This is a genomic window from Pseudomonas brenneri (assembly GCF_007858285.1).
In the GTDB taxonomy this organism is placed as follows: domain Bacteria; phylum Pseudomonadota; class Gammaproteobacteria; order Pseudomonadales; family Pseudomonadaceae; genus Aquipseudomonas; species Aquipseudomonas brenneri.
Genome location: NZ_VFIL01000006.1, coordinates 161,177 through 175,435, shown reverse-complemented (window position 1 = coordinate 175,435; position 14,259 = coordinate 161,177). Strand labels below are relative to the sequence as shown.

At 61.7% G+C, this 14,259-nt stretch carries 14 protein-coding genes; 8 read left to right on the top strand and 6 right to left on the bottom strand.

Annotated elements, in window-relative coordinates; genetic code table 11:
• Positions 1 to 15: 15 nt before the first annotated feature.
• The 8 genes from pepP (at position 16) to gcvH (ending at position 8,814) form a co-directional block, all read left to right on the top strand.
• The gene (gene pepP, locus FJD34_RS15015) at positions 16 to 1,338 is read left to right on the top strand and encodes a Xaa-Pro aminopeptidase (RefSeq protein ID WP_065942419.1); all 1,323 of its coding nucleotides are present in this window, start codon (positions 16 to 18) and stop codon (positions 1,336 to 1,338) included.
• A complete protein-coding gene (gene ubiH, locus FJD34_RS15010; RefSeq protein WP_090292366.1) occupies positions 1,335 to 2,522 on the top strand; it encodes a 2-octaprenyl-6-methoxyphenyl hydroxylase in 1,188 nt (395 codons plus the stop codon). Before pepP ends, ubiH begins: the two co-directional genes overlap by 4 nt.
• Entirely contained in the window at positions 2,515 to 3,000 is a 486-nt protein-coding gene (locus FJD34_RS15005; protein ID WP_032856973.1) for a DUF4442 domain-containing protein, read from the top strand. Before ubiH ends, FJD34_RS15005 begins: the two co-directional genes overlap by 8 nt.
• Positions 3,001 to 3,009: 9 nt before the next feature.
• Positions 3,010 to 4,227, top strand: coding sequence for a 2-octaprenyl-3-methyl-6-methoxy-1,4-benzoquinol hydroxylase (locus FJD34_RS15000; protein ID WP_167360836.1), 1,218 nt, complete (start codon positions 3,010 to 3,012; stop codon positions 4,225 to 4,227).
• Between the two features lie 126 nt (positions 4,228 to 4,353).
• Positions 4,354 to 5,358: an extracellular solute-binding protein gene (locus FJD34_RS14995; RefSeq protein ID WP_032856975.1), complete on the top strand. Its 1,005-nt coding sequence runs from the start codon at positions 4,354 to 4,356 to the stop codon at positions 5,356 to 5,358.
• Positions 5,359 to 5,522: 164 nt separating this feature from the next.
• Positions 5,523 to 7,139, top strand: a complete 1,617-nt coding sequence (locus tag FJD34_RS14990; protein WP_090292364.1) for an ABC transporter permease — start codon at positions 5,523 to 5,525, stop codon at positions 7,137 to 7,139.
• 156 nt (positions 7,140 to 7,295) lie between these two features.
• The gene (gcvT, locus tag FJD34_RS14985) at positions 7,296 to 8,378 is read left to right on the top strand and encodes a glycine cleavage system aminomethyltransferase GcvT (RefSeq protein WP_090292362.1); all 1,083 of its coding nucleotides are present in this window, start codon (positions 7,296 to 7,298) and stop codon (positions 8,376 to 8,378) included.
• 52 nt (positions 8,379 to 8,430) lie between these two features.
• Positions 8,431 to 8,814 (top strand): glycine cleavage system protein GcvH, encoded by a 384-nt coding sequence (gene gcvH / locus FJD34_RS14980; protein WP_032858946.1) that lies wholly within the window; start codon positions 8,431 to 8,433, stop codon positions 8,812 to 8,814.
• A 55-nt stretch (positions 8,815 to 8,869) separates the two neighbouring features.
• On the opposite strand, the gene FJD34_RS14975 is transcribed toward gcvH, so the two are convergent.
• The 6 genes from FJD34_RS14975 to FJD34_RS14950 form a co-directional block, all read right to left on the bottom strand.
• Positions 8,870 to 10,012, bottom strand: coding sequence for a DegT/DnrJ/EryC1/StrS family aminotransferase (locus FJD34_RS14975; protein ID WP_065942417.1), 1,143 nt, complete (start codon positions 10,010 to 10,012; stop codon positions 8,870 to 8,872).
• A gap of 161 nt (positions 10,013 to 10,173) precedes the next feature.
• The gene (locus FJD34_RS14970; RefSeq protein WP_029289499.1) at positions 10,174 to 10,491 is read right to left on the bottom strand and encodes a DUF2388 domain-containing protein; all 318 of its coding nucleotides are present in this window, start codon (positions 10,489 to 10,491) and stop codon (positions 10,174 to 10,176) included.
• Between the two features lie 69 nt (positions 10,492 to 10,560).
• Positions 10,561 to 11,007, bottom strand: a complete 447-nt coding sequence (locus tag FJD34_RS14965) for an NfeD family protein (protein WP_032858942.1) — start codon at positions 11,005 to 11,007, stop codon at positions 10,561 to 10,563.
• A 10-nt stretch (positions 11,008 to 11,017) separates the two neighbouring features.
• On the bottom strand, positions 11,018 to 11,938 hold the full coding sequence (locus FJD34_RS14960) for an SPFH domain-containing protein (RefSeq protein ID WP_032858941.1): 921 nt from the start codon (positions 11,936 to 11,938) through the stop codon (positions 11,018 to 11,020).
• A gap of 86 nt (positions 11,939 to 12,024) precedes the next feature.
• Entirely contained in the window at positions 12,025 to 13,776 is a 1,752-nt protein-coding gene (locus FJD34_RS14955) for a GspE/PulE family protein (RefSeq protein ID WP_090292360.1), read from the bottom strand.
• Positions 13,777 to 13,860: 84 nt separating this feature from the next.
• The gene (locus tag FJD34_RS14950) at positions 13,861 to 14,196 is read right to left on the bottom strand and encodes a hypothetical protein (RefSeq protein ID WP_065942415.1); all 336 of its coding nucleotides are present in this window, start codon (positions 14,194 to 14,196) and stop codon (positions 13,861 to 13,863) included.
• Between the last annotated feature and the right edge of the window lie 63 nt (positions 14,197 to 14,259).

Sequence of the window (14,259 nt, the reverse complement as noted above, 5' to 3'; positions counted from 1 at the left end):
GGAACCCATCTGCCCATGATCCATATCCCCAAAGCGGAATACACCCGCCGCCGCAAGGCGCTCATGGCGCAGATGGAACCCAACAGCATCGCGATCCTGCCGGCCGCCGCCGTGGCGATCCGCAACCGTGATGTCGAACACGTCTACCGCCAGGACAGCGACTTCCAGTACCTGAGCGGCTTCCCCGAACCGGAAGCGGTGATTGTGTTGATGCCGGGCCGCGCCCATGGCGAATACGTGCTGTTCTGCCGCGAACGCAATGCCGAGCGCGAATTGTGGGACGGCCTGCGCGCCGGTACCGAAGGCGCGATTCGCGAATACGGCGCCGACGATGCTTTCCCGATTACCGATATCGACGACATCCTGCCCGGCCTGATCGAAGGTCGCGACAGGGTGTACTCGGCCATGGGCAGCAATGCCGAGTTCGACCGGCACCTGATGGAATGGATCAACGTGATCCGCTCCAAGGCGCACCTCGGCGCGCAGCCGCCGAACGAATTCGTTGCCCTGGATCATCTGCTTCACGACATGCGCCTGTATAAATCCGCCGCAGAAGTGAAGGTGATGCGCGAAGCTGCGCGGATTTCCTGCGCTGCCCATATCCGGGCGATGCAGGCCAGCCGCGCCGGGCTGCATGAGTTCAGCCTGGAAGCCGAGCTTGATTACGAGTTCCGCCGGGGCGGGGCGAAGATGCCGGCTTATGGCTCCATCGTCGCGTCGGGGCGCAACAGTTGCATCCTGCACTACCAGCAGAATGACGCGTTGCTCAAGGATGGTGATCTGGTTTTGATCGATGCCGGCTGTGAGATCGACTGCTACGCCAGCGATATCACCCGCACCTGGCCGGTCAATGGCAAGTTTTCCGCCGAGCAGAAAGCGATCTATGAAATCGTGCTGGCCTCTCAGGAAGCCGCCTTTGCGCAGATCGCACCGAACAAGCACTGGAACCAGGCGCATGAGGCGACAGTGCACGTCATCACCGCCGGGTTGGTGAAGCTGGGCTTGTTGCAGGGTGATGTGGACGAGTTGATCGCCAGCGAAGCCTACAAGGCTTTTTATATGCACCGCGCCGGACACTGGCTGGGCATGGATGTGCATGATGTCGGCGAATACAGGGTCGGCGGCGAATGGCGAGTGCTGGAAGTGGGCATGGCCCTGACCGTGGAGCCGGGCATCTACATTGCCCCGGACAACCAGAACGTGGCAAAGAAATGGCGTGGCATAGGCGTGCGCATCGAGGATGACGTGGTGGTGACCAAGCAAGGCTGTGAAATTCTGACCGGCGGCGTACCCAAGACCGTGGCCGAGATCGAAGCACTGATGGCGGCCGCCCGATGAGCCGGGTCAACCTGGCCATTATCGGCGGCGGCCTGGTGGGCGCCAGCCTGGCGTTGGCGTTGCAGGCCGGGGCCAAGGCCCGGGGCTGGAAGATCGTGTTGATCGAACCCTTCGCTCCCGGCGACAGCTATCAGCCGAGCTACGACGCCCGCTCTTCGGCGCTGTCGTTTGGTGCGCGGCAGATTTACCAGCGCCTGGGCGTGTGGCAGGACATTTCCCGGCGTGCCGAGCCGATCAAGCAAATCCACGTTTCCGATCGTGGCCGCTTCTCTACCGCCCGCTTGTCGGCGCTGGAAGAAGGCGTGCCGGCCCTGGGCTACGTGGTGGAAAACGCCTGGCTCGGGCAGTGCCTGTGGCAAGGCCTGGACAAGGACGTGATCAGTTGGCGTTGCCCGGCTGAAGTCAGCCGCCTGGAACCGCTGGCCGACGGCTACCGCCTGACCCTCAACGATGAAACCGTCATCGAGTGCGACCTTGCGGTACTGGCCGATGGCGGCCGCTCCGGCTTGCGCGAGCAGTTGGGTATTGGCGTCAAACAGCGTCCCTATAACCAGAGCGCGCTGATCGCCAACATCACCCCTAGCGAAGCGCATAACGGCGAGGCGTTCGAGCGTTTCACCGACGAGGGCCCGATGGCCTTGTTGCCGCTGGCGGACAACCGCTGTGCGCTAGTCTGGACCCGTGTCGGCATGGACGCCCAGCGCTTGGCGCAGTTGGATGAGCGCAGCTTCCTCAGTGAGTTGCAGGGCGTGTTCGGCTACCGCCTGGGCACCTTGAAACAGGTCGGCGCGCGTCACTTATATCCGCTGACGCTGGTGGAGGCCGAGGAGCAAGTGCGCTCGCACTTGGTGATCCTCGGCAACGCCGCCCACAGCCTGCACCCGATTGCCGGCCAGGGTTTCAACCTGTCGCTGCGCGACGCTTATGCATTGGCCGAGGCGTTGTTGGCCGGGCCGGCAATACCGGGCGACCTGGCAACGTTGCAAGCCTACCGTGAACGCCAGCGCCTGGATCAGCAAATGACCGTGGGTTTCTCCGACCAAGTCACCCGCCTGTTCGGCAGTGGCCAACCGCTGGTCGCCATGGGTCGCAACCTGGGCTTGCTGGGCCTGGACCTGTTGCCGCCGGCCAAGCGCTGGTTCGCTCGGCAGGCCATGGGCCTGGGTACGCGCCCCGATGCGTAAGTGGCTGATCGAGCGCCTGGGCAAGGCGCGGTTGTTGCGCTGGTTCTTGAGCCTATACCCGCCGTACCTGGGGGCTGGGGTTCGGGTGCAGCACCTGAGTGCGGATTTTCGTCACGCCAAGGTGCGCATGGGCCTGGGCTGGTACAACCGCAATTATGTCGGGACCCAGTTTGGCGGCAGCCTGTATTCGATGGTCGACCCGTTCTACATGCTGCTGTTGATGGAGAACCTGGGGCGCGACTACATCGTCTGGGATAAGGCCGCCAGCATCGATTTCATCTCGCCGGGCAAAGGCCCGGTGTATGCCGAATTTTCCATCGACGACGCCTTGCTGGATGAAATTCGTCGACAGACCGCAGGTGGCGAGAAGTATTTGCCCCACCTCAAGGTCCTGATTCATGACGGCTCCGGCACCCTGGTGGCGCGCGTCGACAAAACCCTTTACGTGCGGCGCAAGCCGCCAGCGAGACAGGCTTAAAGCATGGACATGCGCGCAGATGTGCTGATTGTCGGGGCCGGAATGGTCGGAAGCGCCCTGGCGCTGGCGTTGCAAGGCAGTGGCCTGCAAGTGCTGCTGCTCGACGGCAGCCCGTTGAGCGTCAAGCCATTCGACGCCGCGGCTCCTTTTGAACCGCGAGTGAGTGCCTTGTCGGCGGCCAGCCAGCGCATTCTCGAGCGCCTGGGGGTGTGGGATGGCATTGCCAGTCGCCGCGCCAGCCCGTACGGCGAGATGCAGGTCTGGGATGGCAGCGGCACCGGGCAGATCCACTTTTCGGCGGCCAGCGTGCATGCCGAGGTGTTGGGGCATATCGTCGAAAACCGCGTGGTCCAGGACGCCTTGCTCGACCGCCTGCACGACTGCGACCTGGGCCTGCTGGCCAATGCCCGCCTGGAGCAGATGCGCCGCTCCGGCGACGACTGGCTGCTGACCCTGGCCGATGGCCGCACCCTGCGCGCGCCATTGGTGATCGCCGCGGACGGGGCCAACTCGGCGGTACGCCGCCTGACCGGCACCGCCACCCGCGAATGGGATTACCTGCATCACGCCATTGTCACCAGCGTACGCAGCAGCCAGCCGCACCAGCGCACGGCCTGGCAACGTTTTACCGACCACGGGCCGCTGGCGTTCCTGCCACTGGTGCGCGATGGCCAGGAAGATTGGTGTTCCATCGTCTGGTCAACCACGCCGAGCGAGTCCGAACGCCTGATGGCCCTGGACGACGAAACCTTCTGCCGCGAACTGGAACGTGCCTTTGAAGGGCGGTTGGGCACCGTGGTCAGTGCCGACCCACGCCTGTGCGTGCCACTGCGCCAGCGTCACGCCAAGCGTTACGTCGCCGAAGGCCTGGCCCTGATTGGCGATGCGGCCCATGTCATCCACCCGTTGGCGGGGCAGGGCGTTAACCTGGGGTTCCTCGACGCGGCGGTGCTGGCCGAGGTGCTGCTGCAGGCGTCCGAGCGCGGTGAGCGCTTGGCCGATGTGAAGGTGCTCAGTCGCTACGAGCGCCGGCGCATGCCCCACAATCTTGCGCTGATGGCGGCAATGGAGGGCTTTGAGCGGTTGTTCCAGGCTGATCAATTGCCGTTGCGCTGGTTGCGCAATGCCGGGTTGAAGATGGTCGACCAGATGCCCGAGGCCAAGGCGCTGTTTGTGCGCCAGGCGCTGGGGTTGACCGGGGATCTACCGGATCTGGCCAAGCCCTGAGGCCAGTTGCCGCACCCCAGAATCCAGTTATGCAACATCTCGTAACGCCTCCACCAAGTGTTCGGTTGAGATGCTAAATGTGAGTCCTTATCATTTGCACTCCTTCGATTACGAGAGACCGCACCCATGTTGGCACCCAAGCGCCTCCTGACTGCCCTGGCACTCACCCTGATTGCCAGCACGACCGCCCAGGCGGCTGACGAAGTAGTGGTCTACTCCTCTCGTATCGACGAGCTGATCAAGCCGGTATTCGACGCTTACACCAAGAAGACCGGCGTCCCGATCAAGTTCATCACCGACAAGGAAGCGCCGCTGATGCAGCGCATCAAGGCCGAAGGCGAGAACGCCACCGCCGACCTGCTGCTGACCGTGGATGCCGGCAACCTCTGGCAAGCCGAGCAGATGGGCATCCTGCAGCCGTTCACCTCCAAGGTGATCGACGCCAACATCCCTGCGCAATATCGTGCTGCAAGCCATGCCTGGACCGGCTTGAGCCTGCGGGCGCGGACCATTGCCTACTCCACTGCCCGCGTGAAGCCGGGTGAGTTGACCACCTACGAAGCCCTTGCCGACAAGCAATGGGAAGGCCGCCTGTGCCTGCGCACGGCGAAAAAGGTCTACAACCAGTCGCTGACCGCCACCCTGATCGAGACCCATGGCGCGGCCAAGACCGAAGAAATCATCAAGGGCTGGGTGAGTAACCTGTCCACTGACGTGTTCTCCGATGACGTTTCCGTGCTGGAAGCGATCAACGCCGGGCAATGTGATGTCGGCATCGTCAATACCTACTACTACGGCCGCCTGCACAAGCAAAAGCCGGACCTGGGCGTCAAACTGTTCTGGCCGAACCAGGGCGACCGTGGCGTGCACGTCAACCTGTCGGGTATTGGCCTGACCAAGCATGCACCGCACCCGGAGGCGGCCAAGGCCCTGGTGGAGTGGATGACCACCCCAGAAGCACAGAAGATCTTTGCTGACGTGAACCAGGAGTTCCCGGCCAACCCGGCGGTACAGCCGTCTGCAGAAGTAGCTGCCTGGGGTAAGTTCGTTGCCGATACCCTGCCGGTGGAAGTCGCGGGCAAGCGCCAGGCCGAAGCGATTCGCCTGATGGATCGCGCGGGCTGGAACTGATACGGGCTTAAAAACACCGCAAATCTAATGTGGGAGCGGGCTTGCTCGCGAAGGCGGAGTGTCAGTTAATAGATCGCTGACTGACACACCGCCTTCGCGAGCAAGCCCGCTCCCACAGTGTTTTGTACATGCCTCCAAATCATCCACTGCTTGAGAATCCGCTTTTGGCCCACCCCGCCCAACGCCGCTGGTACCTGCCAGTCTTCACCGTCGCCGCCCTGGTGCTGCTGCCGTTGAGCGTCCTGCTGTTGTCCTGGCAAAGCATCGACACCCAAATCTGGTCCCACCTGTGGGACACCCAGATGCCGCGTCTGCTGGGCAATACCTTGACCCTGGTGCTGGGCGTCGGGGTTGGCGTAACGGTGCTGGGCGTCAGCCTGGCCTGGCTGACCAGCCTTTGTGAATTCCCCGGCCGGCGCTGGCTGGACTGGGCGCTGATGTTGCCGTTTGCAATTCCCGCCTATGTGCTGGCGTTTGTCTTCGTCGGCCTGCTGGACTTCTCGGGGCCAGTGCAGAGCCTGATGCGCGAGTGGTTCGGCACGGGCCTGCGCCTACCGCGCGTGCGCTCCACCAGTGGCGTGATCATCGTGCTGGTGCTGGTGTTCTATCCCTACGTCTACCTGCTGGCGCGCACCGCCTTTCTGGCGCAGGGCAAGGGGTTGATGGAAGCGGCGCGGGTGCTGGGGCAATCGCCGTGGCAGGCGTTCTGGCGAGTGGCCTTGCCCATGGCGCGACCGGCCATCGGCGCTGGCGTGGCCTTGGCACTGATGGAAACCCTGGCGGACTTCGGTGCGGTGTCGGTCTTTAACTTCGACACCTTCACCACCGCGATCTACAAGACCTGGTACGGATTTTTCAGCCTGTCCAGCGCCGCGCAACTGGCGAGTCTGTTGCTGTTGGTGGTGATGCTGGTGCTCTACGGCGAGCGCCGTGCCCGTGGTGCCAGCCGTCCCAGCAATGAACGGCCGCGCGGCAAGGCGCTGTATCACCTGCGTGGGTTCAAGGCGGCTGCGGCGAGTGGCTGGTGCGGGTTGGTCTTTGCCTGCGCCTTTGTCATCCCCATGATCCAATTGGTGGCGTGGTTCTGGCAGCGCGGTCGTTTTGATCTCGATGAGCGCTACGCTGGGCTGATCGTGCATACCCTCTACCTGGGGGGCATGGCCGCGCTGATCACCGTCAGCGTGGCGCTGCTGCTGGCGTTCGCCAACCGTCTGGCGCCGACCCGGGCGATTCGTTCCGGGATCAGCCTGGGTAACCTGGGTTACGCCTTGCCGGGTTCGGTGCTGGCGGTGTCGATCATGTTGGCGTTCAGCTATCTGGACCGTGAACTGGTAATCCCTGTTTCCGGCTGGCTGGGGGGCGCGGGCAAGCCGTTGTTGCTGGGCAGTCTGTCGGCACTGGTGATGGCCTATCTGGTGCGCTTCCTGGCCGTGGCCTATGGCCCACTGGAAAACAGCCTGGCACGTATTCGCCCGTCCCTGCCGGAAGCGGCGCGTAGTCTTGGGGTCAGTGGGCCACGACTGTTTTGCAAAGTGTATCTGCCACTTTTGCTGCCAGGCACTTTGAGCGCAGCCCTGCTGGTGTTCGTCGACGTGCTCAAGGAAATGCCCGCGACCTTGCTGATGCGCCCATTCGGCTGGGATACGTTGGCGGTACGCATCTTTGAGATGACCAGCGAAGGCGAGTGGGCGCGCGCCTCCTTGCCCGCTCTGACCCTGGTATTGGTCGGCCTGTTGCCGGTCATCGGCTTGATTCGACGTTCTGCCCGACGAATCGGTTAGGTGCCAGTCCTACGGCTTGAGGCTACAATGCGCGGCATTCGGTGCGGTCCATCTTTCAGATCGGATGGCTGAACGTGGCTGCAAGCCTTGTATTTCAAGGTGTGTAGCCCGAACGGCGACCGTCCGCACCTTCGCCACGCCCGGAAGGAGAAACCCATGGGACAGCGTACGCCTCTGTATGACCTGCATCTCGCCCTAGGCGCGAAAATGGTCGATTTTGGCGGTTGGGATATGCCTTTGCATTACGGCTCGCAAGTCGAGGAGCACCATCAGGTGCGCCGTGACTGTGGGGTGTTTGATGTTTCCCATATGACCGTGATCGACATCTCGGGGCACCAGGCCAAGGAGTGGCTGCAATTGCTGCTGGCCAATGATGTCGATCGTTTGCATGGCTGTGGCCATGCGTTGTACAGCGCCATGCTCAACGAGCAGGGCGGGGTGGTGGACGACATGATCGTCTACTGTGCCGACGACGGTTACCGGCTGGTGGTCAATGCGGCCACCCGCGACCAGGACCTCGCCTGGATGCAGGCCCAACTGGGCAGCTATCAGGTACACATGCGCGAGCGTCCGGACCTGGCCATGCTGGCTATCCAGGGCCCTCAGGCCCGGCACAAGATTGCCGAACTGGTCACCCAGTCACGCGGCGTCTTGATCCACCAGCTCAAGCCTTTCGAGGGCCGTGCCGACGGCGACTGGTTTATCGCCCGTACCGGTTATACCGGTGAAGATGGCCTGGAGATCGTCCTGCCTGCCGACCAGGCCCCGGCGTTCTTCAATGACCTGGTAGGCGCGGGTATCTCGCCCATTGGCCTTGGCGCGCGTGACACATTGCGTCTGGAGGCCGGAATGAACCTCTACGGCCAGGATATTCACCTGGGCGTTTCACCGTTGGCCGCCAATATGGCCTGGAGCATTGCCTGGGAACCCGCCAGTCGCAACTTCATTGGCCGCGCCGCCCTGGAAGCCGAGCGCGCGGCTGGCGTGCAGCTCAAACTGGTGGGCCTGGTGCTGGAAGAACGTGGGGTTTTACGCGCTCATCAAGTGGTTCGCATCGCTGATGTTGGCGAAGGAGAGATCACCAGTGGTAGTTTCTCTCCTACGCTGAGCAAATCCATTGCGCTGGCGCGTGTACCGATGGCCACCGCTGACCGTGCGGAAGTAGAGATTCGCGGTAAGTGGTACCCGGTGCGAGTGGTCAAGCCGACCTTCGTGCGCCATGGCAAGACCTTGATCTAACCTTTTCCGGCGGGCCAATGGCCGCTGACATTTCTTTTTGAGGACACAGACTATGAGCGATATCCCTGCCGCACTGCGTTTTGCCGAAAGCCACGAATGGGCACGCCTGGAAGCCGACGGCAGCGTGACCGTCGGGATCTCCGACCATGCCCAGGAAGCATTGGGTGATGTGGTTTTCGTTGAGTTGGCTGAAGTGGGCAAGGTGTTCGCCGCCGGCGACGCGGCGGGCGTAGTGGAGTCGGTGAAGGCTGCTTCGGATATTTATTCGCCAGTGTCGGGTGAAGTGATTGCGGTCAACGATGAATTGGCCGATGCCCCTGAGTCGCTCAATGAAAAGCCCTACGAGGCCTGGATCTTCAAGCTCAAGCCAAGCAACCCTGCCGAGCTGGAAAAGCTGCTGGATGCTGCCGGCTACAAGGCGGCCATTGGCGAATAAGCCTACGCACAACCCATTGTGGGAGCGAGCAAACCCGCTCCCACATTGATTGGGTTTAACCCGTCTGCAGTACTGTTTTCACCGCCGCGACAGCACGCTCCACATCCGCCTTGCTCATCGCCGTAAACATCGGCAACGAGACAATCAAACGCCCGACTTTTTCTGCTACCGGGAACATGCCTTCCTTGAACCCTTGTGCCCGATACAAACTCAGCAGGTGGATCGGCGGGTAGTGGTAGCCAATGCCTACACCCTGGGCCTGCATCTGCTCCATGAACGTGGCACGGGCCGGGAGGCCATCCTGACGCTCGGGCAGTACCAGTTGGAACAGGTGCCAATTGCTGTTTTCAAAGTCCGCAGGCGGTAGTTGCGCGCCGTACGTTGTCTCGAAATCGCTGCCAAAACACTCGAAATAATGCCGGGCCAGGGCCTGGCGATGGGCGGTGACCTGTTCGATCTGGGCAAACTGGCCCAGCCCGATTGCGGCGGCGATGTCAGTCATATTGAACTTGCCGCCCAGTACATCCACGTCCAGGCCATCGAAGCCGCTGCGAGTAACGCCTTGCAGCCGGTACTTTTCCGCCAGGCGCGCTTCTTCGGCGTTGTTCAGCACCAGGCAGCCGCCTTCGGAACAGGTGATGTTCTTGTTCGCCTGGAAACTGAACGAGACAAGATCCCCGGTGGCGCCAATCCGCTGGTCATCCCAACTGGAGCCCAGCGCCTGGGCGGCATCCTCGACGATACGCAACCCGTATTTGTTGGCTAAGGCGTAGAGCATCGGCATATCCAGCGGCAGGCCCGCCAGGTACACCGGAATGATCGCCTTGGTGCGCGGCGTGATGGCTGCTTCCACCTGAGCCAGGTCGATATTGCGGGTGACCGGATCGATATCGGCAAACACCGGTGTGGCGCCCACCTCCAGAATCACATTGGCCGTCGCCACCCAGGAGATCGGCGTGGTGATCACTTCATCCCCCGGCCCGACGCCGGCGATACGCAGGGCAATCTCCATGGTGCAGGTGCCGGAGTTGAAGGTGCGTACCGGCCGGCCGCCAAAGTACTCCGATAATTGCGCTTCGAACGCCTGCACCTTCGGCCCGCTGGTGATCCAGCCAGAGCGCAATACATCACCGACCGCCGCGATGGTGGCTTCATCAATGACCGGTTTTGAAAACGGCAGGAAAGGCAGTTGGCTCATGATGTCGAAGATACTCGCTTGAGAAAAACCAAGAATAAAAACTCAAATCAACCCCGGCATCGTCGCACGAGGGAACTGAATATAGCCTGTCGCCTGTGAACGTATCGTCGAAAAACAGGCAAAAAAAAGCCGCTCTAAAGCGGCTTTTTCATGCGCCGGATTTACTCGGCAGCCACAGCGTTTTTCGCCAGGATGGCGTTGGCCAACTCCATATCAGTGGCTTTCAGGCCTGGGTTGTCTGCACGCACTTTCTGCATGGCGGCTTCCAGGTATGGGCCACGGATACCGCCATCACTGGCGACGAAACTGCCGGCATCGTCCTGGGCGGCGACGACCAGCTTGTGGTCCTTGAAGGTCAGGTACGTGGAGCCTGTGGTAGCGCCCGACGAGATGACGTTACGCCAGAAGCTGTCGGCCATCGCTGAACCAACAGGAAGGGACAGCACGGCGAGGGTGGCGACAGCATATTTGAGACGCATGATGGGTGACTCCGACTGGGTTAACTGAACAGTTTGATTGTAGATAACCCAGCCTAGTTCCGTGGATGACTAAACAGTTTCGACCCGTAAAATCACACCGTCCTGGCCAACCACCCGGACTTGAGCGCCTACTGGCGAATCCTGCCCGGTGACCATCCACACGCCGTCACCGACCTTGATCTTGCCCCGGCCATCGATAATGGCTTGATGCACCATAAAGGTGCGACCAATCAGCTCCGAACCACGCATGTTCAGGCCCGGTTGGTCGCTGGCCTTGGCGCTGCTGCGCTGGCGTTTCCACCAGTACACCGCCGTCAGTATCGACAGCACGGCAAACAGCAGCAGTTGCAGCTCCAACCCAAGCCCCGGCATCAGGAACTTGAGCACGCCAACCGCTGCGGCCGCGATGCCCATCCACAGCAGATAACCGCCGGCACCAAACACTTCGAGAATCAACAGCACCGTGCCCAGCGCCAGCCAATCCCAGAACGACAGGTGTTGCAGGAACTCCCACATGGTGCGGGCCTCAGGCTTTCTTGTTGTCGAAGGTGGCCTTGACGATTTCGCCGATGCCGCCCACTGCGCCGATGACCTGGCTGGCTTCCAGCGGCATCAGGATCACCTTGCTGTTGTTGGCCGAGGCCAGCTTGCCCAGTGCATCGATGTATTTCTGTGCGACAAAGTAGTTGATGGCTTGCACGTTACCGGTAGCAATCGCTTGCGACACCACTTGGGTGGCGCGGGCTTCTGCCTCGGCCTGACGTTCACGGGCTTCGGATTCGAGGAACGCCGCCTGACGACCCCCTTCAGCCTCCAGGATTTGCGCCTGTTTCTTACCTTCGGCGGTCAGGATGGCGGACGCTCGCAGGCCTTCGGCTTCGAGGATCTGTGCGCGCTTGATCCGCTCGGCTTTCATCTGGCCCGACATGGCGGCCATCAGGTCGGCAGGCGGGCTGATGTCCTTGATCTCGATCCGGGTGATCTTGATGCCCCACGGCGCGGTGGCTTCGTCGACCGTGCGCAACAGCTTCTCGTTGATACCGTCGCGCTGGCTGAGCATGGCGTCCAGTTCCATGGAACCGAGCACCGTACGGATATTGGTTTGCAGCAGGTTGCGGATCGCATGTTCGAGGTTGTTGACCTCGTAGGCCGCCTGGGCGGTGTTCACCACCTGGAAGAAACACACCGCGTCGATCTGTACCGTGGCGTTGTCGGCGGTGATCACTTCCTGGGGCGGAATATCCAGCACGCTTTCCATCACGTTGATCTTGCGCCCGATGCGGTCCATCACCGGAATGATGATATTCAGGCCAGGCTTGAGCGTGTTGGTGTAGCGGCCGAAGCGCTCCACCGTCCATTGGTAGCCTTGGGGTACGACTTTGAAGCCCATGAACAGGATGGCAATGGCCAAGCCGACGAAGAGGAGAAGCACTGTTCCGATCTGCATAACGATTCCTTGTCTGGTGGTGGTGACGCGAGGTCTGTCGATTGTAACGGGGTTGTCGTAGATAAGAACGGTTTACTCGTTCAACGCTACAGTGCCGGCGTGACCCGCAACACTTCTTCCAGGGTGGTCAGCCCGTCGGCAACCTTGTGAGCGCCCGCCAACCGCAGGTTGCACATGCCGTCTTTGAGGGCTTCGCGACGCAATGCCTGCAGATCGGTATCGACGCAGACCAAGGTCCTGGCGCCCTCATTCATCAGCATGATCTCGTAGATCCCGATGCGTCCGCGATAGCCACTGTCCCGGCAATCCGCGCAGCCTTTGGCCTGGAACGCGCCGACAGGTGTCGGTAACGCCCATGGCCGCGTGGCATTGTTCCAATCGTCCTCGTTCAACGTCACCGGGCTTTTGCAGTGCGGGCACAACCGGCGCGCCAGGCGCTGGGCCATGACCCCCAGTAATGTGGCCTTGATCAAGTAATGGGGAATGCCCAGCTCCAGCAGGCGGCTGACCGCGCTGGGGGCGTCGTTGGTGTGCAGGGTCGATAGCACCAGATGGCCGGTCAATGCCGCCTGGATTGCCATTTCGGCGGTTTCCAGGTCACGGATCTCTCCGATCATGATGATGTCCGGGTCCTGGCGCATCAGCGCGCGGACGCCGCTGGCAAAGGTCAGGTCGATATTGTGCTGGACCTGCATCTGGTTGAAGGCCGGCTCGACCATCTCGATAGGGTCTTCCACCGTACACAGGTTGACCGTGCGGTTCGCCAGTTGCCGCAGGGTGGTATAGAGGGTGCTGGTCTTGCCTGACCCCGTGGGACCTGTGACCAGGATGATGCCGTTGGCCTGACGGGTCATATGCTGCCAGCGCTGCAGGTCATCGGCCGAAAGCCCCATCTGCTGAAAGTCCTGGAGCAGCACCTGGGGATCGAAAATCCGCATCACCAGTTTCTCGCCGAAGGCCGTGGGCAGGGTCGAAAGACGCAGTTCCACTTCGATATCCGTGGGCGTCTTGGTCTTGATCCGGCCATCCTGGGGTTTGCGCTTCTCGGCGACATTCATCCGCCCGAGGCTTTTCAGGCGGCTGACCACGGCGGTCGTGACCTGTGGCGGAAACTGATAGACATCGTGCAGCAACCCATCGATGCGCAAGCGCATGCGGCCCTGGTCGCCGCCGGGCTCGATATGGATATCGCTGGCGCGCTGGCCGAAGGCAAATTGCAGCAGCCAGTCGACAATGTTGACGATGTGCGCGTCGTTGGCATCGGGCTCCTGGTCGCCAGCGCCAAGGTTGAGCAACTGCTCGACAGGGGACGCCATGGGGTTGGTCTGGTCGGCCCCGCTGACCGACCTGGCTAGCCGGAAGAACTCCTGGGTACAACGGCGGATCACCTGGGGGTTGGCCACCACGCGCTTGATCGAACGCTTCAAGACATGACCCAGGCCCGTTTCCCACTCACGCAGATACGGTTCGGCACAGGCCACCGTCACGCTGTCGCGATCGAGGGCGACCGCCAGGATGCTGTGCCGCTGGGCGAAGGCGTGGGACATCAGTGGCACCACGCTCGCCACATCGATTTTCAGTGGGTCGATGCGCAGATAGGGCTGTTCGACGTGAATGGCGAGCCATTGTGTCAGTGCTTCCAGAGACAGCGACATGCCCGGCCGCGCAGGGTCGGGCAGTGACTGGTCGGCGAGAAACTCCAGCGGATGCAAGTCGTTGGTCGGGGTGCGCCGCAAGCGTTCGGCAAGGGCTTCGTCGAGCAGGCCGTGGGCGGTGAGGGCGGGCAGCAGTTCGTCGAGGCAGAGCCTGCGATCCTGAAGTTCTGGCACTGCGGGCATGGCGGTTTCCTGGGCGATTTCAAGCAGTAGCGCCAAGGCTAGTCCCACCCTGATTGCTGTCGCCCAGTGGGTTATTACCGGTTTTTACTGAGCCGCCGCCGATACCGCTTGCAGCCTTGTGGATTCAACAGGTTGCAGCTCCAGCGAGCACACGCTGATCAGGTTACGAAGTTTTTCACCGATCACCTGGGCGCGGTGCCAGCTCAGGCCGTCCATCACCACCTCGACGTTCAGCAGGTCTTCGTCGCGGGTCACGTTTACCTGTTGCGGCACCAGGAACTGCAAGGCGAAGTAATTGAGGATCCGGCACAGCACATCGGGTTCAGCCTCGGCGAGGATCTGGTAGCGCACCTGGCAATGGCTGTTGCTGACTGCCCAGGCATCGTGGCGGGTCGCGGGGCTGGTGGGGACTGAATGCATGGCCGTTCTCCAAATCTGACTGGAGAAATTTTTACATGGCGTGTCGGGTATTTCTTATCTATG